General features: G+C 64.1%; 21 protein-coding genes and 1 other RNA gene. 4 read left to right on the top strand and 18 right to left on the bottom strand.

Annotated features, from left to right (window positions below):
- Window positions 1–335: 335 nt before the first annotated feature.
- Genes murB through mraZ form a run of 12 tightly spaced genes read right to left on the bottom strand, consistent with a single transcriptional unit; the run spans window position 336 to window position 13,996 of the window.
- The gene (murB, locus tag Amn_RS18460) at window positions 336–1,301 is read right to left on the bottom strand and encodes a UDP-N-acetylmuramate dehydrogenase (RefSeq protein ID WP_067960398.1); all 966 of its coding nucleotides are present in this window, start codon (window positions 1,299–1,301) and stop codon (window positions 336–338) included.
- On the bottom strand, window positions 1,298–2,704 hold the full coding sequence (murC, locus tag Amn_RS18465) for a UDP-N-acetylmuramate--L-alanine ligase (protein ID WP_067960396.1): 1,407 nt from the start codon (window positions 2,702–2,704) through the stop codon (window positions 1,298–1,300). Before murC ends, murB begins: the two co-directional genes overlap by 4 nt.
- Window positions 2,701–3,828, bottom strand: coding sequence for an undecaprenyldiphospho-muramoylpentapeptide beta-N-acetylglucosaminyltransferase (gene murG / locus Amn_RS18470; RefSeq protein ID WP_067960393.1), 1,128 nt, complete (start codon window positions 3,826–3,828; stop codon window positions 2,701–2,703). The genes murC and murG overlap by 4 nt, the downstream gene beginning before the upstream one ends.
- Before the next feature lies 1 nt (window position 3,829).
- The gene (ftsW, locus tag Amn_RS18475; RefSeq protein ID WP_067960389.1) at window positions 3,830–4,984 is read right to left on the bottom strand and encodes a putative lipid II flippase FtsW; all 1,155 of its coding nucleotides are present in this window, start codon (window positions 4,982–4,984) and stop codon (window positions 3,830–3,832) included.
- Window positions 4,984–6,384 (bottom strand): UDP-N-acetylmuramoyl-L-alanine--D-glutamate ligase, encoded by a 1,401-nt coding sequence (murD, locus tag Amn_RS18480; protein ID WP_286290867.1) that lies wholly within the window; start codon window positions 6,382–6,384, stop codon window positions 4,984–4,986. Before murD ends, ftsW begins: the two co-directional genes overlap by 1 nt.
- A gap of 7 nt (window positions 6,385–6,391) precedes the next feature.
- Complete coding sequence (gene mraY / locus Amn_RS18485; protein ID WP_067960384.1) at window positions 6,392–7,474, bottom strand: phospho-N-acetylmuramoyl-pentapeptide-transferase; 1,083 nt, start codon at window positions 7,472–7,474, stop codon at window positions 6,392–6,394.
- A gap of 24 nt (window positions 7,475–7,498) precedes the next feature.
- Entirely contained in the window at window positions 7,499–8,932 is a 1,434-nt protein-coding gene (locus Amn_RS18490; RefSeq protein WP_067960381.1) for a UDP-N-acetylmuramoylalanyl-D-glutamyl-2,6-diaminopimelate--D-alanyl-D-alanine ligase, read from the bottom strand.
- Complete coding sequence (locus Amn_RS18495; RefSeq protein ID WP_067960378.1) at window positions 8,929–10,383, bottom strand: UDP-N-acetylmuramoyl-L-alanyl-D-glutamate--2,6-diaminopimelate ligase; 1,455 nt, start codon at window positions 10,381–10,383, stop codon at window positions 8,929–8,931. The genes Amn_RS18490 and Amn_RS18495 overlap by 4 nt, the downstream gene beginning before the upstream one ends.
- A 48-nt stretch (window positions 10,384–10,431) precedes the next feature.
- Entirely contained in the window at window positions 10,432–12,150 is a 1,719-nt protein-coding gene (locus tag Amn_RS18500) for a peptidoglycan D,D-transpeptidase FtsI family protein (RefSeq protein WP_192315545.1), read from the bottom strand.
- Window positions 12,147–12,521, bottom strand: a complete 375-nt coding sequence (ftsL, locus tag Amn_RS18505; RefSeq protein ID WP_067960370.1) for a cell division protein FtsL — start codon at window positions 12,519–12,521, stop codon at window positions 12,147–12,149. Before ftsL ends, Amn_RS18500 begins: the two co-directional genes overlap by 4 nt.
- 3 nt (window positions 12,522–12,524) lie before the next feature.
- Window positions 12,525–13,541 (bottom strand): 16S rRNA (cytosine(1402)-N(4))-methyltransferase RsmH, encoded by a 1,017-nt coding sequence (rsmH, locus tag Amn_RS18510; protein WP_286290868.1) that lies wholly within the window; start codon window positions 13,539–13,541, stop codon window positions 12,525–12,527.
- A complete protein-coding gene (gene mraZ / locus Amn_RS18515) occupies window positions 13,538–13,996 on the bottom strand; it encodes a division/cell wall cluster transcriptional repressor MraZ (RefSeq protein WP_055969736.1) in 459 nt (152 codons plus the stop codon). The genes rsmH and mraZ overlap by 4 nt, the downstream gene beginning before the upstream one ends.
- A gap of 407 nt (window positions 13,997–14,403) precedes the next feature.
- On the opposite strand from mraZ, the gene Amn_RS18520 reads away from it, so the two are divergent.
- Window positions 14,404–15,519, top strand: a complete 1,116-nt coding sequence (locus Amn_RS18520; protein ID WP_286290869.1) for a cystathionine gamma-lyase — start codon at window positions 14,404–14,406, stop codon at window positions 15,517–15,519.
- A gap of 208 nt (window positions 15,520–15,727) precedes the next feature.
- Here the strand turns inward: Amn_RS18520 and rnpB are convergent.
- The 4 genes from rnpB to Amn_RS18540 form a co-directional block, all read right to left on the bottom strand.
- An RNA gene (rnpB, locus tag Amn_RS18525) (RNase P RNA component class A) lies at window positions 15,728–16,124 on the bottom strand.
- 172 nt (window positions 16,125–16,296) lie between these two features.
- Window positions 16,297–17,007, bottom strand: a complete 711-nt coding sequence (locus Amn_RS18530; protein WP_371818562.1) for a lytic transglycosylase domain-containing protein — start codon at window positions 17,005–17,007, stop codon at window positions 16,297–16,299.
- Between the two features lie 155 nt (window positions 17,008–17,162).
- A complete protein-coding gene (locus Amn_RS18535) occupies window positions 17,163–17,927 on the bottom strand; it encodes an N-acetylmuramoyl-L-alanine amidase (protein WP_154386691.1) in 765 nt (254 codons plus the stop codon).
- Window positions 17,924–18,643: a J domain-containing protein gene (locus Amn_RS18540; protein ID WP_182575646.1), complete on the bottom strand. Its 720-nt coding sequence runs from the start codon at window positions 18,641–18,643 to the stop codon at window positions 17,924–17,926. Before Amn_RS18540 ends, Amn_RS18535 begins: the two co-directional genes overlap by 4 nt.
- 151 nt (window positions 18,644–18,794) lie before the next feature.
- Between Amn_RS18540 and Amn_RS18545 the strand changes: the two genes are divergently transcribed.
- On the top strand, window positions 18,795–19,697 hold the full coding sequence (locus Amn_RS18545; RefSeq protein WP_182575645.1) for a DMT family transporter: 903 nt from the start codon (window positions 18,795–18,797) through the stop codon (window positions 19,695–19,697).
- A gap of 158 nt (window positions 19,698–19,855) precedes the next feature.
- Here Amn_RS18545 and Amn_RS18550 read toward each other — a convergent pair whose 3' ends face one another.
- The gene (locus Amn_RS18550; protein WP_286290870.1) at window positions 19,856–21,226 is read right to left on the bottom strand and encodes an IS1182 family transposase; all 1,371 of its coding nucleotides are present in this window, start codon (window positions 21,224–21,226) and stop codon (window positions 19,856–19,858) included.
- Between the two features lie 93 nt (window positions 21,227–21,319).
- Window positions 21,320–21,610 carry a hypothetical protein gene (locus tag Amn_RS18555; RefSeq protein WP_154386692.1) on the bottom strand — a complete coding sequence of 97 codons (291 nt, stop codon included), beginning with the start codon at window positions 21,608–21,610 and terminating at the stop codon, window positions 21,320–21,322.
- Window positions 21,611–21,806: 196 nt separating this feature from the next.
- Between Amn_RS18555 and Amn_RS18560 the strand changes: the two genes are divergently transcribed.
- Both Amn_RS18560 and Amn_RS18565 read left to right on the top strand, forming a co-directional pair.
- The gene (locus Amn_RS18560) at window positions 21,807–23,051 is read left to right on the top strand and encodes a BtaA family protein (protein WP_286290871.1); all 1,245 of its coding nucleotides are present in this window, start codon (window positions 21,807–21,809) and stop codon (window positions 23,049–23,051) included.
- On the top strand, window positions 23,051–23,713 hold the full coding sequence (locus Amn_RS18565) for a class I SAM-dependent methyltransferase (RefSeq protein WP_286290872.1): 663 nt from the start codon (window positions 23,051–23,053) through the stop codon (window positions 23,711–23,713). The genes Amn_RS18560 and Amn_RS18565 overlap by 1 nt, the downstream gene beginning before the upstream one ends.
- Window position 23,714 lies beyond the last annotated feature (1 nt).

Below are 23,714 nucleotides of genomic sequence, written 5' to 3' on the forward strand. Positions count from 1 at the left end.
CCTCTCGACTCAGACACAACGCCTTGTTTCCAAAGATCAAAAAAGAGCACCCGGAAGTTGGACCTCCGGCTGGAAACGCGGGCTACGCGTCACGCGACTCAAATCAGGAAACGCTTTAGGTCAGAGAATCAGAGACTTGATTCCGTGGCAAGAGCCGATTGGAATTCGTTGCAATTTCATGACCAATGCGACTTCCGTTGACCTGCAGGATGACCAGAGGAAAAGGCGGAATTCGGGTCGCAAAAAGGCCCCGGCGAGGATGCGCCGAGGCCTTTCGAAGATCGTCATTTCGGATGGCCTTCACAGGCTCCTGCTGCTCCGGCGGAGCGCGCCGCCTAGAGCAATTGCCCCAAGAATTCCTGCACTTCGTGGCCGGGCTTGAAGTTGCCGAGACGCTTGATTTCCCACTGCAGGCGGATGCCCGAATTCTCGAGCACGCGGCTGCGCACCGTCTCGCCAAGATACTCGAGATCATAGCCGCTGGCGTTGCCGGTGTTGATCATGAAATTGCAATGCAGCGGCGACATCTGTGCGCCGCCGATCATCAGTCCGCGGCAGCCGGCGTTGTCGATTTCCTTCCAGGCCGAGGTTCCCTCGGGATTCTTGAAGGTCGAGCCGCCCGTCTTCTCGCGGATCGGCTGCACCGTCTCGCGATGGTGCTGGACCGCATCCATCGCCGCTTTGATGGCGTCCTTGTCCTCCGTATAACCCTCGAAGGTCGCCGAGGTGAAGATCAGGTCGGCTGCGGCAGCCGATTGACGGTAGCTGTAGCCCATGTCGGCATTCGACAGCAGATGCAGGTCGCCCTTGCGGTCGAGCGCGCGGACCTCGACGACGCGTTCGCGCGTCTCGACGCCATTGGCGCCCGCATTCATCCGCAAGGCGCCGCCGATGGCGCCGGGAATGCCGTGGTAGAAATGAAAGCCGCCGATGCCGTTGTCATGCGCAAGGGCTGCCACGCGCTTGTCGGGCGTCGCAGCACCAGCCTTTATGCCGGTCGCCGAAATTGCCTCGGCCTCGCCGAACCCCTTGGCCGACAGCCGAACCACGAAGCCAGGAATGCCACCCTCGCGCACCAGTAGGTTGGAGCCGATGCCGACGACCATGACAGGGATTTCTTCCGGCACAGCCTTCAGGAAGGCAGCCAGATCCTCTTCGTCCGCCGGCTGGAACAGCGCCTGGGCAAGGCCTCCGGCACGGAACCAGGTGATCTTCTCCATCTCGGCGCTGGGCGTGAGGCGTCCGCGCAGGCCGGTTAGCCGGTCGCCGAGTTTGGCTATGAGCGCCTCGCCTCCGATCACGATCCGCCCCCGGCGAGCTCGCCCGGCAGGGCGTAGGCCCATTGTGTGATGTTGCCGGCGCCGAGATAGACGACAAAGTCGCCCGGCATGGCCAGTTCGCGCACGACCGGCGCCACGGCAGCCGGGCCATCGATGTAACGCGCGTCGCGATGGCCGCCGGCACGGATGCGGGACGTCAGGGCTTCCGAGTTGACGCCGTCGATCGGATCCTCGCCGGCCGTATAGACGGGCGCGATCATGACGGTATCGGCGTCGTTGAAGCAGGCCGAGAAATCGTCGAACAGGTCGCGCAGGCGGGTGAAGCGGTGCGGCTGGGCAATGGCGATGACGCGGCCGGCGGTGGCTTCGCGCGCCGCGCGCAGCACGGCCTTGATCTCGACCGGGTGGTGGCCGTAGTCGTCGAACACCTCGACGCCATTCCAGGTGCCGGTATGGGTAAAGCGGCGCTTGACGCCGCCGAACGACGACAGCCCGCGCTTCACCGCTTCGGCAGAAAGGCCGAGTTCGGTGGCAACCGCGATGGCAGCTGTGGCGTTCGAGACGTTGTGGCGGCCCGGCATCGGCAGGCGCAGGCCCTCGATGGTGGTCGAAGTCGCCGACTTGCGGTTGCGGATGACAACGTCGAAGACCGAAACGGCACCTTCCATGTGGTGATTGGTGAAACGCACGTCGGCCTGGGCATTCTCGCCATAGGTGATGACGCGGCGATCCTCGATGTGGCTGACCAGCGCCTGCACCTCGGGATGGTCGGTGCACATCACCCCAAAACCGTAGAACGGCACATTCTCGACGAACTGGCGGAACGCTTCGCGCACCTTGTCGAAGGTGCCGTAGTGGTCGAGATGCTCGGGGTCGATGTTGGTGACGACGGCGACGTCGGCCGGAAGCTTGAGGAAGGTGCCGTCGCTCTCGTCGGCCTCGACCACCATCCACTCGCCTTCGCCCATGCGGGCGTTGGTGCCATAGGCATTGATGATGCCGCCATTGATGACGGTCGGGTCGAGCCCGCCTGCATCGAGCAGCGTCGCCACCATCGAGGTCGTCGTGGTCTTGCCGTGGGTGCCGCCGATGGCGACCGCGTTGCGGAAGCGCATCAGCTCGGCCAGCATTTCGGCGCGGCGTACGACGGGCAGAAGCTTCTCGCGTGCCGCCTGCAGTTCGGGATTGGTCTTCTTGATCGCGGTCGAAACGACGATCACCTCGGCGTCGCCAAGGTTCTCGGCCTTGTGACCGACGAAGCACTCGATGCCCTTGTCGCGCAGGCGCTGGACGTTGGCGCTCTCGGACTGGTCGGAGCCTTGCACCTTGTAGCCGAGATTGTGCAGCACCTCGGCGATGCCGCTCATGCCGATGCCGCCGATGCCGATGAAATGCACGAGGCCGATGGTCTGCGGCATCTTCATGACCGCACTCCCTTCTTGAATTCCGAAACGGGCGTTTTGGACGCAATAGCCTCTGCGAGGTCGGCGAGCAACCGTGTGGCGTCCGCTTTGCCAACTGACTTGGCGGCAGCCGCCATCGTCACCATGCGCGCCGGATCCTCCATCGCACCCCCGATCAGCTCGGCAATGCGCTCAGGCGAAAGCGTTGCCTGCGGGTGCACTTCGCCGCCGCCGGCTGCAGCCAGTCGCGCGGCGTTCGCCGCCTGGTCGTGGTCGAGCGCGTAGGGATAAGGCACCAGAAATGCCGGGCGGCCGATGACCGCAATCTCGGAAACCGTCGAGGCACCCGAGCGCGAGATCACCAGATGCGCTGCCGCCATGCGCTGCGCCATGTCGCCGAAGAACGGCGACACGTCGGCGGCGATGCCGAGCTTGGCATAGGCCGCCTTGACCTTGTCGGCATCCTCGACGCGTGCCTGCTGGGTAACACACAGGCGCTTGCGCTGCGCTTCGCTCAATAGCGCGATTGCACCAGGAACCGCGTCGGAAAAGAACTGCGCGCCCTGGCTGCCGCCGAAGACCAGCAGATTGAAGGCATCCGCGCCGGTCGACGCAATGTAAGGCGTCTTCGCCGCCTCGATGACAGCCGGGCGCACCGGATTGCCTGTCACGACGACCTTGGCGCTATTGGCGCCGGCATTCTCGGGCAGGAAGCCGCCGGCGACCGCATCGACCCTGGCTGCAAGCGCCTTATTGGCGCGCCCCATCACGGCGTTCTGCTCATGCACCATCGACGGCACGGAACGCCGCGTCGCGGCATAGAGCGGCGGCAGAGTCGGATAACCGCCGAAGCCGATGACGACGGAGGGCTTGATCTGGGCAATGACCTTCGAGGCCTGGCGCACGCCGCGCCAGATGCTCCAGAAGGCGCGCAAGAGCGCAATCGGGTTCTTCGAGCCGATGGTCGACGATGAAATCGGATGAATGGCCGCAGCCGGAAACTTGCCGGCGAAACGTTCGGCGCGGTCGTCGGTGGCGAGATGCACCTGCCAGCCGCGCGCGGTCAGTTCATGTGCCAGCGCCTCGGCCGGAAAGAGATGGCCGCCGGTCCCGCCGGCGGCAAGCATGACAGTTCCCTTGGCCATGTTATTGGGCCGCAACCACATGGCGCGGCATGGCGGAGAAACCACCCGGCCTGAGTTTTTCCGGCTTCTTGCGGGTCAAGGACAGCACCATGCCCATCGACATGGCGATCGCGATCAGCGACGAGCCGCCATAAGAGATGAAGGGCAGCGTCATGCCCTTGGCCGGCATCAGTTGCAGGTTCACACCCATGTTGATGACCGACTGGAAGCCGAAAACGACGACGAGGCCGGCAACAGCATAGCGGGTGAAGTCATCATGCTCCCTGAGCGCGGTGCGCAGGCCGCGCAGCACGATGAAGGCAAAGATCGCCATGATGATCAGGCACAGGATGATGCCGAACTCCTCGCCGGCGACGGAGAAGACGAAGTCGGCGTGGCTGTCGGGGATGACCCGCTTGACGGTGCCCTCGCCCGGTCCGACGCCGAACCAGCCGCCATTGATAATGGCGTCGCGGCCCATGTCGACCTGGAAGGTGTCGCCCTCGCCGGTCATGAAGCGGTCGATACGTCCGGCGACGTGCGGGAAAATCGTATAGGCGGCAAACAGGCCGCCGGCGCCCACGCATCCAAGCGCGATGATCCAGAACCATGACATGCCGGCCATGAAGAACATCACGCCCCAGGTGCCCAGCACCAGCATGGTCTGGCCAAGGTCTGGCTGCGCCACAAGCAATGCCACGACGAGGCCGAGCAGGATCATGGCAAACAGGTTGCCGGGGATGTCGGGCTGGCGCTCGTGCTCGGCGAACAGCCAGGCGCAGATGACCACGAAGGCCGGCTTGAGAAACTCGGAGGGCTGGATCGAGACACCGGCCAGCGACAGCCAGCGCCTGGCGCCCTTGACCTCGACGCCGATGAACAGCACGGCCACCATCATCACCAGCATGATGCAGAGCATCACCAGCGCCATGCGCCTGATCTGCCTGGTGTCGAGGAACGACACCGCGATCATCACCGCCAAGGCGGGGATGGTGAAGATGATCTGGCGGGTGGCGAAGTGGAACCCGTCCAGGCCGATGCGCTCGGCAACCGCCGGGCTTGCGGCGAATGAAAGCACGATGCCCAGTCCCATCAGCGACAGGAATGCCGCGAGGAACCATCGATCGACCGTCCACCACCACAAGGCGACGGGACTTCTGTCGAGACGGCTGGCCATTATCTTGCCCCTCCGATAGCGCTGACGCCATCAATAGCATTCACAGCTTGCCTGAAGGCTTCGCCGCGAATTTCGAAATTCTTGAACTGATCGAAGCTGGCGCAGGCTGGCGACAGCAGCACCACGGCCTCGCTCGTATCGTCCCTGGCGGCATCCTCGGCCGCGTGCTCGACGGCTGCCGCCAACGTGCCCGAGATTTCATAGGGCACCGCTTCGCCAAGCGTCGCGGAAAACGCCGGAGCCGCTTCGCCAATCAGATAGGCCTTGGCGATGCGCGGGAACAGGCTGCGCAGCGGCTCGATGCCTCCCTCCTTGGGCAAGCCGCCGGCAATCCAGTAGATGCGCGGGAAGCTCGACAGAGCGGGTGCCGCGGCATCAGCGTTGGTCGCCTTGGAATCGTTGACGAACAACACATGCCCCTTGCGGCCAACCTGCTCCATGCGGTGGGCAAGGCCGGGGAAGCTTTCGAGACCGGCCTGGATCTCGCCGAGGTCGAGCCCGACCTTGAGACAGGCAGCTACAGCTGCGAGCGCATTCTGGGCGTTGTGTTGGCCGCGCAGCGAACCGATGCCTTCGAGGAAGGCGATGCGGCTGTAGCGGCCGTCGATTGCTTCCATCAGGTCGCTGCCGTCGGCGAAATAGCCGTCGGTCAAAGGAAGACGCTTCGAAATACGCACGACTTCCTTGCCGGCGCGTTCGAGCCTGTCGGCGATCTGGGCGCAGTAGATGTCGTCGACGCCGATGATGGCGGTGTCGCTGCCGGCGACCAGGCTCTCCTTGATCGACGCGTAGTGCTGCATGGTGCCGTGGCGGTCGAGATGGTCGGGCGTCAGGTTGAGCAGGACACCGGCAGTCGGGTTGATCGATGGCGCGAGGTCGATCTGGTAGGACGAGCACTCGACGACGTAGTGGCGGTCGGGCCGCGGCGCATCCAGCGTCATCACGGCGCGACCGATATTGCCGCCCATCTGCGTATCACGACCGGCCGACTGCAGGATGTGCGCTGTCAGCGCCGTCGTCGTCGACTTGCCGTTGGTGCCGGTGATGGCGATGAAGGGCGCGGTCGGCGCCGTCGCCAGGCGTTCGCGCGCGAAAAGTTCGATGTCGCCGATGATCTCGACGCCGGCGCCACGCGCCAATTCCACGGTCCAGTGCGGTTTGGGGTGCGTCAGCGGCACGCCCGGCGACAGCACGAAGGACGCGACGCCGGCCCAGTCGGCGCCGCGCAGGTCGCCGGTCGAAATGCCCTCGGCAGCGGCCCGCGCCACGCTTTCGGGATTGTCGTCCCAGGCAAGCACGTCGGCCCCACCCTCCGCGAGCGCGCGCGCGGTCGCGATCCCGGAGCCGCCGAGGCCGAAGAGCGCCACTCGCTTTCCCTGAAATGACGTCGCGGGGATCATGGGAGCCTCAGCGCAGCTTGAGGGTGGAAAGGCCGATCAGCGCCAGGATAACAGCAATGATCCAGAAGCGGATGACAACCTGGCTTTCGGTCCAGCCAAGTTTTTCGAAATGGTGGTGGATCGGCGCCATCAGGAACACCCTCTTCCCGGTCATCTTGAAGAAGCCGACCTGAATGATGACCGAAAGCGCCTCCATGACGAACAGACCGCCGACGATCGCCATGACGATCTCATGCTTGGTGGCGACAGCAACCGTTCCGATCAGGCCACCAAGCGCCAGCGAGCCGGTGTCCCCCATGAAAATGGCGGCGGGCGGCGCGTTGAACCAGAGGAAGCCGAGGCCGGCGCCGATGACGGCGCCCAGGATGACGGCGAGTTCGCCGGTGCCGGGCACGAAGTGAATCTGCAGATACTCGGCGAAGACCGCGTTGCCCGAGAGATAGGCGATGACGCCAAAGGAAGCCGCCGCGATCATGATCGGAACGATGGCAAGGCCGTCGAGGCCGTCGGTCAGGTTCACGGCATTGCCGGCACCGACGACCACGAAGCAGGCGAAGGGAATGAAGAACCAGCCGAGATTGAGCAGGAAATCCTTGATGAACGGGAATGTCAGCGACGACGAGAACGGCGCCTGGCCATTGTGCATGATGACCCATGCAGCGATGCCGGCGATGACGAATTCGATGCCGAGGCGCGCCTTGCCTGACAGGCCGAGATGCGACTGCTTGGTCACCTTGAGATAGTCGTCATAGAAGCCGATGGCGCCGAAGCCGAGGGTGACGAACAGCACCACCCAGACATAGACGGAGGTGATGTTGGCCCACAAAAGCGTCGACCCGACGATGCCGCTGAGGATCATCAGGCCGCCCATGGTCGGCGTGCCGGCCTTCTTGAAATGGGTTTGCGGACCGTCGGCGCGGATCGGCTGGCCCTTTCCTTGCCTCAGGCGCAGGGCGTTGATGATCGCCGGCCCGAAGATGAAGACGATCAGCGCCGACGTGATCAACGCGCCGCCGGTGCGAAAGGTGATGTAGCGGAAGACGTTGAAGAACGACACCTTGTCCGCAAAGTCGACAAGCAAAGTTAGCATGCGTATCGGTCCCCCGAGACCTCGTCAGGTCGGTGTGGTGTTGCCGGCCTCAGCCGGGAATGTCTTGATGAGCGCTTCAACCAGGCGATTGAAGCCAATGCCTTTCGACGACTTGATCATGACCGCGTCGCCGGGCCGCAGCGTGGTGAGGAGCACGGATTTCAGCTCCTCGACGCCGCTGCGATATTCGGCCCTGAACCCCTCGGGCAGCGTATCGGCAAGCGCCTTCATTTCCGGTCCCGCCATCAGCACCATGTCGGTCCTGGTCGAGCCGATCAGTTCGGCAAGTGCCTGATGCAGCTTGGCCGAATGGCTGCCGAGCTCCAGCATATCACCGAGCACGGCGATGCGGCGGCCGGCGCCATGGATCGGCGTCGCGTCAAGCAGCTCGATCGCTGCCTTCATCGAGGCCGGATTGGCGTTGTAGCTCTCGTCGATCAGCGTGATCGGCCCGTTCGGCAGCTGCAAAATGTGGCGCTGGCCGCGTCCGCTCTCTGCCGTCATCGAGGCGAGCGCCGTAGCGACCGTCGGAACGTCGGCGCCGCAGAGATGGGCTGCCCCCAGCACGGCGAGCGCATTCTGGACGATGTGGCGTCCTGGCGCACCGATGCGGGCCGGCACGTCACGGCCGCCGATGCGCGCCATGACCATCGAATGATCGGCTTCCAGCGTGCATTTCAGCAGGCGGAAATTGGCACGGGCGTTCTCGCCATAGCTCATGACATTGTCGATGCCGGCAGCGCGAGCGAACTTTTCCAACAGCTTGAAGCGGCCGTCGTCGCGGTTGAGCAGCACCGCCCCGCCCGGCTCGACGCCTTCGAAGATCTCGGCCTTGGCCTTGGCGATCTCGTCGAGATTGCGGAAGAAGCCGAGATGGGCCGCCGCGATCAGGGTGACGATGGCGATGTGCGGGCGGACCATGCGCACCAGTGGGCTGATCTCGCCGGGATGGTTCATGCCGATTTCGAAGACCGCGTAGTCGCAATCCTCGGGCATGCGTGCCAGGGTCAGCGGCACACCCCAGTGATTGTTGAAGGATGCGGCCGAGGCATGCACCTTGCCGACCGACGACAAAGCGTGGCGCAGGGCTTCCTTGGTCGAGGTCTTGCCGACGGAACCGGTCACCGCGATGATCCGTGCCCGCGATCGGGCACGCGCCGCAATACCGGCCTTCTCCAGTGCAACGAGCACGTCGGGCACGACGATCATGGGCGCCGTCAGGCGCCCCAGGGCGGGCAGCTTGCCTTCGGCAACGACCAGCAGGCCGGCACCGGCCTTGATCGCCGCGGTAGCGAAGTCGTGGCCGTCCATCGCGTCGCCCTTGATGGCGAAAAAGGCCTCGCCGGGTTTTAGGCTGCGGCTGTCGATGGAAATGCCCGAAATGCCTTCCGGCATCTGGCCGAGCGGGCGGCCGCCTGTCGCCTCAACGAGCGCCTCGGAGGTCCACAACAGACTCATGCCGCAACTCCGGCAAGCGCGTTGCGGACTTCCTCGTGATCCGAGAAGTGCAGTGTATCGGCGCCGATGGTCTGGCCTTCCTCGTGGCCCTTGCCGGCGACGATCAGCGTATCGCCCGCATGCAGCATGCCGACGGCCTCGTGGATCGCCCGGCGGCGGTCACCGATCTCAATGGCGCCGGGAGCCGCAGCCATGATGGCCGCGCGGATGGTTTCAGGAACCTCCGAACGTGGATTGTCGTCGGTGACGATGGTGACGTCGGCCAGTCGCGTCGCGATCTCGCCCATGATCGGGCGCTTGCCGCGATCGCGGTCGCCGCCGCAACCGAACACGACGATGACGCGGCCGGTGGTGAACGGCCTGACAGCCGCCAGCACGTTTTCGAGCGCGTCGGGCTTGTGGGCGTAATCGACATAAACGGGCGCACCTTGCGCCGTTGTGCCGACGAGGTCGAGACGGCCCGGCGCGCCTTCGAGATGTTCGAGGGCTGCCAGCGCCTTGGCAACGTCGGTGCCGGTAGCGATCGCGAGCCCCGCGGCAACGAGCGAGTTGGAGACTTGGAAATCGCCGGCCAGCGGCAGGTCGATCTCATAGATGGTGCCGCCGCATTCGATTTCGGCGCGCTGGCGGTGGCGTTCGTGCTCGACGCGCTTGAGCGCCAGGAACTGGCCGTTACGGCCGACGGTCAAGACGTCGAGGCCCGCGGCGCGGGCCGCTCCGATCGTCGGCGCGGACCAGGCATCGTCGGCGAAGACGATCGCCGGCGCGCCTTTGGGCAACAGCGTGTCGAACAGGCGCAGCTTGGCGCGGTGATAGTCCTCGACCGTCGGATGGTAATCCATGTGGTCGCGACCAAGATTGGTGAAGCCGGCGGCGGCGAGGCGCACGCCATCGAGGCGGCGCTGGTCGAGACCATGGCTGGAAGCCTCCATCGAGGCGTGGGTCACGCCTGAAGCGGCGAGTTCAGCGAGCAGCTTGTGCAAGGCGACCGGATCGGGCGTGGTCAGCTGGCCGTATTCGACCCGACCGGGCGCGACGACGCCTGTCGTACCTATGCTGGCCGCGGCCAGGCCGGCATGTTTCCAGACCTGGCGAGTAAAGGCGGCGACCGAGGTCTTGCCGCTGGTGCCGGTAACGGCAACCATGGTTTCGGGCTGGCTGCCGTAGAATTTCGCTGCCGCGAGCGCCAATGCCCGCCGCGGATCGTCCACCGTGATCACCGGCAGGCCGGCGGAAGAAAGATCGACGCCCTTGGCCGCGACGACAGCAATTGCACCGCGCCTGGCCGCATCGCCTGCATAGGTCGCGCCGTCCGCCTTGCTGCCGGAGACGGCAAAGAAAAGGATTCCCGGCGTTACCTGCCGCGAATCCGACGAAACCCCGCTCACCTCGACATCCCGGGGCAGAACCCCGTCGACGGGCAGGACACCAGCAAGGTCTTCTATTTTCATCGAGTTCCGTTCGTCACAAACAAGCAGGACGCTTCTGCGCGCCCAGAATCAAGGGTAGGAAGCCAGCGTTGCCCCAGCTTCTTGGCCGAATTCTGGCTTCACGCCAAGCAGAGACGCCGAACGGCGGATAATGTTGGCGACCATGGGTGCCGCGTTGAAGCCCGCCGTTGCGCCCACGCCCGGATGTTCACGCTTGGGTTCGTCGACGATGGTCAACACGACGTATTTCGGATTGTCCATCGGAAATGCCGCAAGAAAGGCGTTGAAACGGACGTCGGAGGAGTAGCGGCCGTTGACGACCTTCTCGGCGGTACCGGTCTTGCCGCCGACACGGTAGCCCTCGACCTGCGCTCGCGCGCCTGACCCGCCCGACCCCTTGGTCGCGTTGAGCTTGTAGAGATACCTCATATCCTCGCTGGTCTGCGGCTTGATGACCTGCGTCGCAACCGCGTCGGCTTCGGCCTCGGTCCGCGTCAGGAAAGTCGGCGGTATCAGCTTGCCGCCATTCATCAAGGCGGCGGCGCCAACCGCTGTCTGTAGCGGCGTCGTCGACATGCCGTGGCCGAAGGAGATCGTGATCGAATGCACCTTCTTCCACACCTTCGGCTCGGTCGGACGGGCAACTTCGGGCAGCTCCGTCTGCATGCGGTCGAGCAGCCCCATGCGCTTCAGGAACTCGCGGTGGCCTTCGATGCCGACAACATCGGCTTCACGCGCCGAGCCGATGTTGGACGAATAGATGAACACCTCAGGCACGGTCAGCACCCTGCCCTTGCCGTGGAAGTCGCGGATGGTCTGGCGTCCGATGGTGATCGGCCGGCGCGCGTCGAAGGTGCTGTCCATCGTCACCTTGCCGGAATCGAGTGCCATCGCGGTGGTGAAGCTCTTGATCGTCGAACCCATCTCGAACAGGCCCGCCGACATGCGGTTCAGTCGATCCTTGTCCTGGGCGTTGTAGGGATTGTTGGGATCGAAATCGGGCACCGAGCCCATGGCCAGCACCTCGCCTGTCTTGACGTCGAGCACGACGGCGCCGGCGGCGATGGCCTTGTACTTCTCCAGGGCGCTGACGAGTTCGTCGCGCACGATGTGCTGGACGCGCAGGTCGATGGACAGCTTGACCGGCTTGAGGTCCTTGGCGATTGCCAGGCCCGAAGCCTGGAGGTCGGCGAGACCCTGATCGTCGATGTATTTCTCGAGGCCGGAAATGCCCTTGTTGTCGATGTTGGTCAGGCCGACGATGTGCGAAGCCGTTTCACCGCCGGGATAGAAGCGGCGCTTTTCGGTTCGGAAGCCGATGCCGGGAATGCCCAGCGCCATGATCTCGGCCTGCTGCTTGGGTGTGAGCTGGCGCTTGAGCCAGACAAAGCCGGTGCCGCTCTTGAGCTTGAGATAGGTCTGCTCGACCTCAAGGTCGGGCAGCACGGTGGTAAGCTTCTCGATCGCCTCGTCGGCATCGACGATGCGGCGCGGCTCGGCGAACAGCGACGACGTCTTGATGTCGGTGGCAAGCACCTCGCCGTTGCGATCGACGATATCGGGACGCGACGCCGTAACGCGCGATTCAGGTCCCGAAGACGTCTCGGGGTCCTGCATGCCGAGATAGACGAGACGTCCGGCAATCGTCGCATAGATGCCGAAGAACACCGCCATGGTCATGACGACGCGGTTGCGCGTGCGGCCGCCGGTCGCCTTGCGCGCGCTGTCGACGACGATCGAGGGCTTGCCTTCACCCTTGCCGCGCTTCCTGCCAAGCAAGCCGATCATCGGGCAATCCCTCCGGTCACTGTCTGGTCGGGTGCGGCTTCGGCAACGCCGCCGAAACGCTCCGATGTGATGTCTTCGATGGTCAACTGGCGTTCCGGCAGATCGTTCAGGCCAACGATCTGGCGCGCATCCACCGGCTGCAGCTTGAGTTCGGCCTCATAGACCTGTGACAGCTTCTGCAGGCGCGCGGGCTGGGTGAGCAGGCTCCAGTCCGCTTTCAACAGGTCGATCGTATCTTCCTCGAAGCGGATCTGCGCCTCGATCTTGTTGACGGCCTTGAGCTGGTTCTCGGCCTCATCCTTGGTCTTGTAGGTGAACGCCGCGGCGCCAACCATGACGGCGATCAGCACGATGTCACTGGTGCGGAACATGGTTCACCTTTCTCCCGACTGGCTGACGTCGGGAAGCTTCGGAAGCCCGAAAATGGAAAAGTCTTCGGCGCGCGGTGCAGCCGTCGTGCGAACGGCAGCCCTGAGTCTGGCCGAACGCGAACGCGGATTGATTGCCGTCTCGGCGTCGCTCGGACCGACAGCACCGCCGGCCTTGTCGAAGGTCGTGGCGATGGTTTCGAGTTCCGGCATGTAGCGCGACCGCGACGGGCTCGACGAGCGGTCGGTGATGAAGCGCTTGACGATGCGGTCTTCGAGCGAATGGAAGGTGACGACCACAAGCCGCCCGCCGGGCTTCAGTGCACGCTCGGCTGCGAACAACGCCCGCGCCAGTTCGCCAAGCTCGTCGTTGACATAGATGCGCAGCGCCTGGAACACGCGCGTCGCCGGATGAATCTTGTCCTTCGGCGCGCGACCGATATGGGTCTCGATGGCGTCTGCCAGGTCGAGCGTGCGCTCGAACGGGCGGCGCTCGCGGCGGCTTTCGATCATACGGGCGATACGCCCGGCGTGGCGCTCCTCACCGAGGAAACCGAAGATGCGGGCAAGATCGCCTGATTTGAAGCGGTTTACGACGTCGGCGGCGCTGGCACCGGCCTGGGCCATGCGCATGTCGAGCGGTCCGTCGGCGCGAAAGGAAAAGCCGCGCTGCGCCTGGTCGAGCTGCATTGATGACACGCCGATATCGAGCACGACACCGTCGACGAGCTCGACATGCTCGTCGAGGCTGGAGAATGGCGCCTGGACGAGACGGAGCTTGCCGCTCGACTGCGCTTCGAGCTCGCGCCCGGCTGCAATGGCATCAGGATCGCGGTCGATTGCCACCACCGACGCGCCGGCCGCGAGAATAGCCCTGGTATAGCCGCCGGCACCGAACGTGCCGTCGACGACCACGTCGCCCGGCTGCGGATGAAGCGCCTTCAGAACTTCGGCGAGGAGGACCGGAATGTGGCGGGCCGGTCCGCCGACAGCAAGATGGTCATCGCCGTGGCCAGCCGTCATTCCGGTCGCTCCCCAGGCTTCGTCCCCTGCCGAAGCTTCAGGAGCCGGGCACGCACGTCCGCGCCATGGCTGCGCAGCCGCTCCGGCTCCCACATCTGAAAAAACTGCCCCCGCCCGACAAAGGCCACGTCGGTGGTGATCCCCGTATGCTCGCGCAGGAAATCCGACACCGAAATGCGCCCATCCTGATCGAGCTTGAGGAAGGTGCTGTCGCCATGGATGAAAAAGGACATGTCGTCCGCCGTCTGCAGGAACGGATCTTCTTGGGCGATGCGCTGCTCGTAACGGTCGAGCAGGTCGAGGCCGCCAACATCCAGCGCCGGCACGTCGAGTGCCCTGAGCGCATAGAGCTCGGCGTAGCCGCGCTTCTGCAATACGGCACGGAAATGCGCCGGAACGGAGACCCGCCCCTTCGCATCGATCCTGTTCACCGCGTTTGACAGAAACCGATCCATCGACTGATCCGGCCACTTCCGTGGCCGCGCCCCTCTTCGTCATGTCACCCGAGCCCCGATGGCCCGGATCAATCCCAAAAAATGCCTCCGTCGCAGGGCCAGCGCACTTCGACCTGCAGCCGCCGCGGCTGCCGGATCGGCGAACGCCTTACCCTTTACTGGAACGAAATCATGGTTACCGATTTGGGATAACATGGGGTGATATGGGCGTCAACGGGAACTGGGCACACTTGGCCGTCACCAGCGCCCTTTCGGACCCTTTCGCGGCTTCCTGATTTTTATGATCCCTTAAGGCTAACGAAGTCTTACGTGGCCCAACGCTGCGGCCCGGTTTCCGTCTTGCCGCGCAAGGACCTAGCCCCTAGCGTTGAGGTGTCATCTGCATTGCCAGGGAGAGACAGCAAATCATGTCCGAGACCATGAAGGCCCGCGCTGCCAGCCTCGCCCATTTGCGCCGTTCGAAACTCGGCGTCGGCGACCCGATCCCGGTACCGCTGACCATGGCCTCGATCTATCACACGCCCGGCGACGCGACGGGCTTCAACCAGTATGGCCGCTTCAGCAACGCCAACTGGTCGGCCACCGAAGAGATGCTCGGCCATCTGGAGGGCGCGCCTTGCGTGGCATTTCCCTCAGGCATGGGGGCCATTTCGGCCGCCTTCTTCGCCTTGCTCAAGACCGGCGACCGTATCCTCGTCGCCTCGGACGGCTATCACACGACGCGCATCCTGGCCGATCGCTTCCTCGGCGCCTTCGGCGTCAAGACCGACGTGCGGCCGACGGCAAGCTTCCTCGATGGCGGCTTCCAAGGCTACCGCCTCGTCTTCATCGAAAGCCCGTCCAACCCGACGCTCGACATCTGCGACATCGCGGCCGTGGCGGATGCCGTGCACAAGGCCGGCGGCCTGCTTATCGTCGACAACACCACGATGACGCCCTTCGGCCAGCGCCCGCTCGACCTCGGCGCCGACATCGTCGTCGCCGCCGACACCAAGGCGCCCAACGGCCATTCCGACGTGCTGTTCGGCCATGTCGCCAGCCGCGATCCGGACATCGTCGCCGCCGTCACCGAATGGCGACAGAATGCCGGCGGCATTCCCGGCCCGTTCGAGGCCTGGCTGGTGCATCGCGGCCTGGAAACGCTCGAGTTGCGCTTCGACCGCATGTGTTCGACAGCCGAAATCATCGCGCCGCGCCTCAATGCGCACCCGGCCGTCAGCGGCTTGCGCTTCCCAGGACTGGAAGGCGACCCGTCGCACAATCTGGCCCGTGTCCAGATGGACCGCTTCGGCTTCCTGATCAGCTTCGATCTCGGCTCCGAGGAGCGGGCGGAAGCCTTCATCAATGGCTGCGAACTGATGCATGCTGCCACCTCTTTCGGTGGCGTGCACACCGTCGCCGAGCGCAGGCTGCGCCGCGGCGACGCAGTTACGCCGGGTTTCGTCAGGCTGTCGGTTGGCTGCGAGCCGGCGGAGGAGCTGTGGACCGCGATGAAGGCATCGCTGGACAGGCTGGACGGTTGACGGCAGTCAGGACGACGAAACGTCGTCGACCGAGATACCGCTATGGCCATGAAGGACGCACAGGATGTCTACGCGTCCGCCTCCAACACCACAGAAAATGACATGATCGACCTCGGCCAATCACATGCCCCGGGGCGCGGCCTCCGCGCCCTTGAATCAAGACACGCGAGATCGGCCACAAGCGATTGAAGGCATGGGCAAAGAGGCAAGCGCCAGCTGGCCTGTAAGCCGGGTTCTGTATGGCCCCCGCGCCTTGCAGCACGGGAACGTGGCGACCATTCTTCTTGGGCGCATGTTGCCATGCGCCTCACGCAACCTACCCGGGCGGTGAGCCGGAAACAGCCCTGAGGGTTTCCCCTCGCACCACCCCTATTCGGTTTTGCTCCCGGTGGGGTTTACCTTGCCGCTCCTGTTGCCAGTCGCGCGGTGGGCTCTTACCCCACCCTTTCACCCTTACCGCGAAAATCGCGGCGGTTTGCTTTCTGTGGCACTTTCCCTGGGGTCGCCCCCGCCGGCCATTAACCGGCACCGTGTATCCATGGAGCCCGGACTTTCCTCACCCGCTGCCTTTCGGCAATTGCGGGTGCGGCCGCCCGGCCAGCTGGCAAGGCGTATAGAATGGTTCACACGGCAAAAGGCAAATGAAAACATTCGCCTTCAGCGCACTGTGCGTCCGAATGGACGCGCCCCGGACGCTCCAACTCGCTACATCTGCGCATCGTGCTTTCCGAAAATCGCAATCGATTTTCGAGCCGATGCGGCGGGATCCCCGAGCGGTTATCCGCCGATGCGGGCCTGGACTTTCTTGCAGTAGGCGGCGGAAACCGGGTTCATGCGCTTGGCACCGTGGCCGGCATTGTACTTCAGGATTGTGCCGCAAGTCGTGCCGCCGGAAAGCTCGTGAGCCTTGGCAAGGTACTTCATGCCGAACTTGATATTGGTCTCGGGGTTGAACAGGCCCTTGGCCGAACCGCTGTAACCCATCATGCGGGCAGTCGACGGCTTGATCTGCATCAGTCCGATTTCGCCGGCGCTGCCGCGGACGTTGGGGCGGTAGTTGCTTTCGACGCTGATCACGGCATGGGCGAGCGAAACCGGAACGCCGTAGGACGAAGCGTAGCGCGCGACGATCTCACCGTAAGGTGTGTTCGCCTTGGCGGCCTTGGCCGACTTGCCGGCCTGCTCCTTCAGCGACTTCGCGCCCTTGGCGCCGATCGAGGCGGTCGTGAAATTGTCGACGGCGGTTTCCTTTTTGGCGCTGCAGCCGAAAAGATATGGGCAATCGTCGCCGATCTTGTTTGCCTTGGCTGCACTGGCTTTCTTGCTGGTTTCGATGATCGCCTTCGAGGCCCTGACTGCGCCGTCCTGGGCGTGAGCGGCAAAAGAGGTCAGGCCGGCGGCACATGCCACCGCTAAAACGGTCAAATTCTTCATATTATCCTTGTTCTCGAACAGGCCGAACGACAGCCGAAAGCCGTCGCGCAGCATCCCTTCCTAAACGCCGGAGGGCCCTCTTACGGGGCATGGCAGACTTAGCCGGCGCCTTGCACGGAAATGCATGTGAAGGGGGAACTGGCGGGAAAAATGACCGGACAAGTCACAATGCGTGACAGGTTGTAATCTGGCGAATCACCAACCCAGGGCTAGTCAAGCCCGCCGGGAAGCGCCGCAAGTAGCCGCCGCAGCGTCGACACGGTCGATGAATCGACCACGCCGTCGACGCAGCTGGTGCGGAAGTGACGTTGAAAAGCCTGAACAGTTACAACCGTTTGCGCGTCGAGGCGGCCGGTGATCTCGACGCCGTAACCATAGAGCGCGAGCATCGATTGCAGCTCCTCGACAGCCGCCCCGCCGTCGCCCGGTTGCAGCAGCGCGCGCCCTTTGCGCGGCGAAGGTGCGACCCAATGACCTATGCCGGACTGGGCCAGCATCCGCCACGAAAACTTCTCGCCGGGGTCGACCTTGCGTCCCAGGGCGACGTCGGAATGCGCCAGGACGCGCTCCGGCGCCACATTGTGGCGCTCGGCGATGCCGAGGCAGAGCTCGATCACCGCCCGCATCTGACGCCTGGGAAACGCGCGGTAGCCGAGCGCATGGCCCGGATTGACGATCTCGATGCCGACCGAGCAGGAGTTGATGTCGGTTTCGCCGCGCCAGGAGCTCTTGCCGGCATGCCAGGCGCGGTCGCCTTCGCGCACCATCTGAACGATGCGTCCGTCCTCATGCACCAGATAGTGCGACGACACTTCGCTTTCGGGATTGCACAGCCAGGACTCCGCACCATCGCCGGTTTCCATACCGGTGTAGTGCAGCACGATCATGTCGGGCTTCATCCCGTCGCGCCGCTGCCCGAAATTGGGCGAAAGCCGTACCTCGGCATGCGGTTGGTCGGGTTGAAAACCGCTCATGCGTGCCGGAGTCCCCTTTCGATCATCTCGTAGGCCGCATTGATCGCGGCGATGCGGGTGGTGGCGATCCTAATGAACTCTTCCGGCAGGCCGCGCGCGATCAGCTTATCGGGATGATTGCTGGCGACAAGCTTGCGGTAGTGTTTGCGCACATCTTCGAACGGCTTGCCGCGCTCGATGCCGAGCACACGATAGGGATCGGTGTCGCCGAGATCGAAATGGCGCGCCACGATTGTCTGGTAGTGCATCTCGTCGATGCGGAATATCTCGGAGACCCGATGCAGGAAGCTGCCCTCGCACTGGTGCATCATGCCGTCGGCCTTGGCGATGTGAAACAGGCCGTCGAGGATGTCCTCCAGCATTCCGCAATTGGAATGGCCGGAACCACACAGCTTGGCCATGCGTTCGGCATAGAACTCGAAGCCGGCGACGTCCTGCTGGGCAATGTCGTAGAGTCGCGCGACGTCGCGCGCATGCTCGGGCGGGACCGCAAATATTTCGTAGAAGGCGCGCACCTCGGCCTGGGAAACAACCCCATCGGCCTTGGCCATCTTCGCCGACAGCGCGATCATCGCCACTGAAAACGCCACGCGGCGGCGGGTTTCCGCGTCTCCGGAAAAGACGGTGCGCACGGCCTCGACGACGTCCGCGACGCCATTTGCCGCCGACGCAGAGATACGCGCGATGAAGTCGCCGAGACGGTCCCAAATCGACATGGCCGCTTCTTAGGATGAAACATTCGCAAATGCGAGATGCCTTGGTGCCGCGCGCATAACTTTGTCGGCAACAGTCCGGCATCTGGACCAAAATTCTGGCCCAATGGAATTTTCACGACGCAAAAGTCAGCCGCCGCTATCGATCTGCGTCATGGATGCACGCAACACCACCCAGCCGGCACGCACGGTCTCCCGCGAGACGATTGGCCTTGCCTTGGGCACGCTCGGCGTCGTCATCTTCGGCGGCACCTTGCCGGCGACTCGCGTGGCTCTCGCAACCCTTTCGCCCTGGTTCGTCACCAACGGCCGCGCGGCAATGGCCTCGCTTGCTGCGGCCGCGCTGCTGCTCGTCCTGCGCAAGCGGTTCCCGAAGGACGATGCGCCGGCATTGTTTCTCGCCGGCCTGCTTCTGGTCTTCGGCTTCCCGATCTCCTCCTCCAACGCCATGCAGACGGTACCGGCGTCCCATGGCGGGGTGGTTCTCGGCGTAGTGCCGCTGACCACGAGTATCTTTGCCGCCCTCATCGGCGGCGTGCGGCCATCCTCGCTTTTCTGGGCCTGCGGCGTCGCAGGCGCCGCTCTCGTCGTCACCTTCGCCATCAGCGACAGCGGCACGCAGCTGTCGTCAGGCGACCTGTTCCTGTTCCTCGCGGCCCTCTCGGCGAGCCTCGGCTACGTCGTGCCTGGCAAGCTGTCCCGCCGCATGCCGGGCTGGGAGGTCATCTGCTGGTCGCTGATCCTGACCGCGCCGATCTCCATAACAGGAGCCCTGCTGAGCTGGCATCCGGAGTTCGCCTCCGCCTCCTCGGCGCAGACATCTGCCTTCTTCTATCTTTGCTTCGGCTCGATGTTCCTCGGCTTCTTCGCCTGGAATGTCGGTCTCGGCATGGGCGGCATCGCCCGCGTCAGCCAGGTCCAGCTGCTGCAGACCTTCGTCACCATCGCCATCTCCGCGTTCCTGCTTGGCGAACATGTCGGCGCAAGAACTCTCATCTTCGCGCTCGCCGTCATCGCGATCGTGGCGCTTGGCCGCCGGGCCCGGGTGACGCGCTAACCTCGACACAAAAGAAAAGCCCGGAGCGATGCTCCGGGCTCAGACTGCTGACAAACCCCGTCGAATTTCGGCGGGGTTTTGTTTTGTGGGTTGATTGAGCTTTTTTGGATTGATGTCGGGGGGGCAGATGCCAAGGCCGTTGCGAGCCGGCTTTGGCCTCATGCGAGGCTTGGTTCTGGCTTTGGCCAGAGGCTGATTGCGATCTTTTTCATGTTCTGGGCGGCGGCTGCGATCAGGCACTGGCAGGCGACGCGTGTTCGCCCTCGGAAGCGGGCATAGCGATGGCCGAAGAGCTGCTTGGCATCGGCGAAGGATCGCTCGACCGTCTCCTTGCGGCGTCGATAGATCGCCTTGCCCCATGCGGTTAAGCGGTTGGCATCGACCCGCTCGCGGACATCCTGCCAGACATGGCGCGTGATGGTGCGCTCGGCCTTGGCGTTTGATGTGCAAGACGCCAGCAGCGGACAGTTGCGGCAGATCGTCGGGTCGCTCCTGTACCTTCGGTAACCGCCGCGATCGGTGGTGGCGTAAGTGAGCAACTGGCCCTGCGGGCAACGATAGCCGTCAAGGTCCGGCTCATGGACGAAAGCGCCCTTCCTCATCTTGCCAGGCTTTGGCCGGGGCGGGTTGCGATAGCCGACGACACCCTGGATGTTCCTGTCCTCCAGGCCCTTGGCGATGCCTGGCGTGGCATAGCCGGCATCCAGCCCCGCCGCCGTGACGTCGAAGCCGAAACGCTCCACCTGGCGGTCGAGCCGGTCGAGATAGACGATCGAGTCATGCACGTTGGCCGGCGTGGCAAACGTGTCGGTGATGATGCCGAAGCCGCCATCCACCGTGCGGTGATCGAGATAAAAGAAGCCCTTCGGCTTGCCCTCGCGCACCATATAGCCAGCCTCAGGATCGGTGCGCGAGACCTTCGTCTCTTTCACCGCAGGCTGCCGCTCCTGCTCCTTCAGCGCCTTCTGGCCGTGCAACGCCCGTTCGGCATCGATCGCCCGGTCGAGCTCGCCCCAGTAGTCGGCACGCGACTTGGCGACCATGGCAAGGTCGTACTTGCCCTTGTTGGCATTGGCCTTCAGGTGCGTGCTGTCGGTGTAGAGCACCGTGCCGTCGACCAAGCCTGCCCCGATCGCCTGCTCGACAATGCGGTCGAAGATCGCCTGCGCGATCGTCTCGTCCTGGTAGCGCCGGCGGCGGTTCTGCGACAATGTCGAGGCGTCGAACACCTTGTCCGTCAGCTTCAGCCGCAGGAACCACCGGTAGGCGACATTGACCTCGATCTCTCGCACCAATTGCCGCTCCGAGCGCACCCCGAACAGGTAGCCGATGAACAGCGCCTTGAACATCAAGGTCGGATCGAGTGGCGGGCGACCATTGTCGGCGCAGTAAAGCGGCGCTGTCAGATCGTGGATGAACGAGAAATCGATAACACCATCGATCTTGCGCAGAAGGTGATCAACTGGAACCAGTTGATCGAGCGTGACGATCTCAAGTGCGGTTTGTTCAGGGCCGGCTCGCTTCAACATCACCCACTGAATCACAAACCCCCAACTCTCGCCAGGGGTTTGTCAGCAGTCTGAGCCCGGAGCGATGCTCCGGGCTTGCCTCCTCCCGCAACTTTACTGCGCGGGTGCAGCCGGCTCGACGGGCTTGGGCTGCATCGGATCGGTGTTCTGCATCTCGCCGCTCGTGCCGCTCTCCGGTGCCGGCGTAATGCTCTTGGTCGTGGTGTTGTCGGTCGCCGGCGGCGAGGCCTCGGGCGTGGCCGGTGCCGGGTTCACAGGAGCCGGCTGTTCGGTCACAGGCGGTTTCACGCTTTCAGTGGTCGTGCTGTCGGTGCCGCTGTCACTACAGGCGGCGACGCCGAACAGCGCAATGGCGGAAACCGACGCGAGAATGAACTTCTTCATAACAATCTCCTTTCGAGAACGGCCCGTTGAACGAGCGTCGGAGATGAAATGCGCGAGGTCCCGCACGGTTTCGTAACGTTCGGTTGCGCCCTGACACATAAGCGCCTGTCGTGCCGCCGTCATCGCACCGTCACCGCGCTGTCACGCCGGTAGGCTACCCGCTGCGCCCAACAACGAAGCGGGGAATCGCATTTCCATGACCGACGTTTCCGGAGAACTTGTCTTTCGTCGCGGCAAGAAAGTTGGAAAGGCGGTTTACCAGAACCGCGCACTTTCGAAGGAAGGACTGTCCGAGCGGCTGTTTGCGCTGCTGTTTTCGGGCCTCGTCTATCCGCAGATCTGGGAAGATCCCGACGTCGACATGGAGGCCATGCAGCTTGGCGAGGGCCACAGGATCGTCACCATCGCCTCGGGCGGCTGTAACATTCTCGCCTATCTTACTCGCTCGCCGGCCAGGATCGACGCCGTCGATCTCAACGGTGCCCACATTGCGCTGAACCGAATGAAGCTGGCCGCGGTACGCCACCTGCCAACGCAGGGCGACCTGTTCCGCTTCTTCGGCGAAACCGATGTCGAGCACAACTCACATGCCTATGACCGCTTCATCGCGCCGCATCTCGATGCTTCGAGCCGCGCCTATTGGGAGCGCCGCAGCTGGCGCGGCAAGCGCCGCATCGCCACCTTCGACGGCAATTTCTACAAGACCGGCCTGCTTGGCCTGTTCATCGCTGCCGGTCACCGCGTCGCCAAACTCTACGGCGTCGACCCGGCCGCCATCATGGCCACCGGCAGCCAGCAGGAGCAGCGCCGCTTCTTCGACGAAAAGATCGCGCCGGTGTTCGAGCGCCGCATGCTGCGCTTCATCACGTCGCGCAAATCCTCGCTGTTCGGTCTCGGCATCCCGCCGGCGCAATACGACTCGCTTCTGACTTCGGGCGACGGCTCGATGGCCGGCGTGCTCAAGGCGCGGTTGGAAAAGCTCGCCTGCGACTTCCCGCTCGAAAGCAACTATTTCGCCTGGCAGGCCTTCGCTCGCCGCTACCCCAAGCCCGGCGAGGCCGCCCTGCCCGCCTATCTCGAGCAGGACAATTACGCCACGATCCGCGCGAGCGTCGATCGTGTCACCGTCCACCATGCCAACTTCACCGAACTTCTGGCCGACAAGGATGCCGGTTCCGTCGACCGCTACATCCTGCTCGACGCCCAGGACTGGATGAGCGACGAGCAACTCAACGCGCTGTGGACCGAAATTACGCGCACGGCCGCGCCGGGCGCCCGCGTCATCTTCCGCACCGCGGCGGAACCCAGCCTGCTGCCAGGCCGCCTGTCGCCGGCATTGCTCGACCAGTGGACCTACGAGGAACGGGCCTCGCGCGATTACACCGCCCGCGACCGCTCGGCGATCTATGGCGGCTTCCACCTTTATGTGAAGAAATCCTGATGAGCACGCCCGAGCTTTCGGCCGGCCATTCCGGGCTGATGGACAGCGTCTACCGACATCAGCGCCACATCTACGACCTGACGCGCAAATATTACCTGCTCGGACGCGACCGCATGATTTCGGAGCTCGCTCCGCCCAAGGGTGGCACCGTGCTCGAACTCGGTTGCGGCACCGGACGCAACCTGATCCTTGCAGCGAGGCGGTTTCCCGACGCCCATTTCTACGGCCTCGACATTTCGGGCGAGATGCTGGTCACCGCCAGAGCATCGATCGCCCGTGCCGGCCTGTCGGATCGCATTTCGCTGGCGCAGGGCGACGCGACCTCGTTCGACGCCGCATCCCTGTTCGGTCGAGCCGGCTTCGACCGCATCTTCGTTTCCTATTCACTGTCGATGATCCCCGGCTGGGAGCGCTCGGTGTCGGCGGCCCTCGCCGCTTCCACGGGTTCCGTCCATGTCGTCGACTTCGGCCAGCAAGAAGGGTTGCCCGGCTGGTTCCGCAAGCTGCTGCGTCGCTGGCTGGCCAAGTTTCATGTCGCCCCGCGCGAGACGCTCGCCTCCGACATAGCTGCGCAGGCCCGCGCCGCCGGAAAGAGCTGCCGCTTCACCTCGCTCTACCGCGGTTATGCCTGGCTCATCGTCGTCGGCGGCACCAACACATAGT

The sequence above is a fragment of the Aminobacter sp. Y103A genome (genome assembly GCF_030294925.1).
Lineage (GTDB): Bacteria > Pseudomonadota > Alphaproteobacteria > Rhizobiales > Rhizobiaceae > Aminobacter > Aminobacter ciceronei.

Bases quoted from the DNA above. Each gene is read 5' to 3' on its own strand.
- murC (WP_067960396.1), bottom strand. From the start codon at position 2,704: ATGAAGATGCCGCAGACCATCGGCCTCGTGCATTTCATCGGCATCGGC.
- murG (WP_067960393.1), bottom strand. From the start codon at position 3,828: ATGGCCAAGGGAACTGTCATGCTTGCCGCCGGCGGGACCGGCGGCCAT.
- ftsW (WP_067960389.1), bottom strand. From the start codon at position 4,984: ATGGCCAGCCGTCTCGACAGAAGTCCCGTCGCCTTGTGGTGGTGGACG.
- murD (WP_286290867.1), bottom strand. From the start codon at position 6,384: ATGATCCCCGCGACGTCATTTCAGGGAAAGCGAGTGGCGCTCTTCGGC.
- mraY (WP_067960384.1), bottom strand. From the start codon at position 7,474: ATGCTAACTTTGCTTGTCGACTTTGCGGACAAGGTGTCGTTCTTCAAC.
- Amn_RS18490 (WP_067960381.1), bottom strand. From the start codon at position 8,932: ATGAGTCTGTTGTGGACCTCCGAGGCGCTCGTTGAGGCGACAGGCGGC.
- Amn_RS18495 (WP_067960378.1), bottom strand. From the start codon at position 10,383: ATGAAAATAGAAGACCTTGCTGGTGTCCTGCCCGTCGACGGGGTTCTG.
- Amn_RS18500 (WP_192315545.1), bottom strand. From the start codon at position 12,150: ATGATCGGCTTGCTTGGCAGGAAGCGCGGCAAGGGTGAAGGCAAGCCC.
- ftsL (WP_067960370.1), bottom strand. From the start codon at position 12,521: ATGTTCCGCACCAGTGACATCGTGCTGATCGCCGTCATGGTTGGCGCC.
- rsmH (WP_286290868.1), bottom strand. From the start codon at position 13,541: ATGACGGCTGGCCACGGCGATGACCATCTTGCTGTCGGCGGACCGGCC.
- mraZ (WP_055969736.1), bottom strand. From the start codon at position 13,996: ATGGATCGGTTTCTGTCAAACGCGGTGAACAGGATCGATGCGAAGGGG.
- Amn_RS18520 (WP_286290869.1), top strand. From the start codon at position 14,404: ATGTCCGAGACCATGAAGGCCCGCGCTGCCAGCCTCGCCCATTTGCGC.
- Amn_RS18530 (WP_371818562.1), bottom strand. From the start codon at position 17,007: ATGCTGCGCGACGGCTTTCGGCTGTCGTTCGGCCTGTTCGAGAACAAG.
- Amn_RS18535 (WP_154386691.1), bottom strand. From the start codon at position 17,927: ATGAGCGGTTTTCAACCCGACCAACCGCATGCCGAGGTACGGCTTTCG.
- Amn_RS18540 (WP_182575646.1), bottom strand. From the start codon at position 18,643: ATGTCGATTTGGGACCGTCTCGGCGACTTCATCGCGCGTATCTCTGCG.
- Amn_RS18545 (WP_182575645.1), top strand. From the start codon at position 18,795: ATGGATGCACGCAACACCACCCAGCCGGCACGCACGGTCTCCCGCGAG.
- Amn_RS18550 (WP_286290870.1), bottom strand. From the start codon at position 21,226: ATGTTGAAGCGAGCCGGCCCTGAACAAACCGCACTTGAGATCGTCACG.
- Amn_RS18555 (WP_154386692.1), bottom strand. From the start codon at position 21,610: ATGAAGAAGTTCATTCTCGCGTCGGTTTCCGCCATTGCGCTGTTCGGC.
- Amn_RS18560 (WP_286290871.1), top strand. From the start codon at position 21,807: ATGACCGACGTTTCCGGAGAACTTGTCTTTCGTCGCGGCAAGAAAGTT.
- Amn_RS18565 (WP_286290872.1), top strand. From the start codon at position 23,051: ATGAGCACGCCCGAGCTTTCGGCCGGCCATTCCGGGCTGATGGACAGC.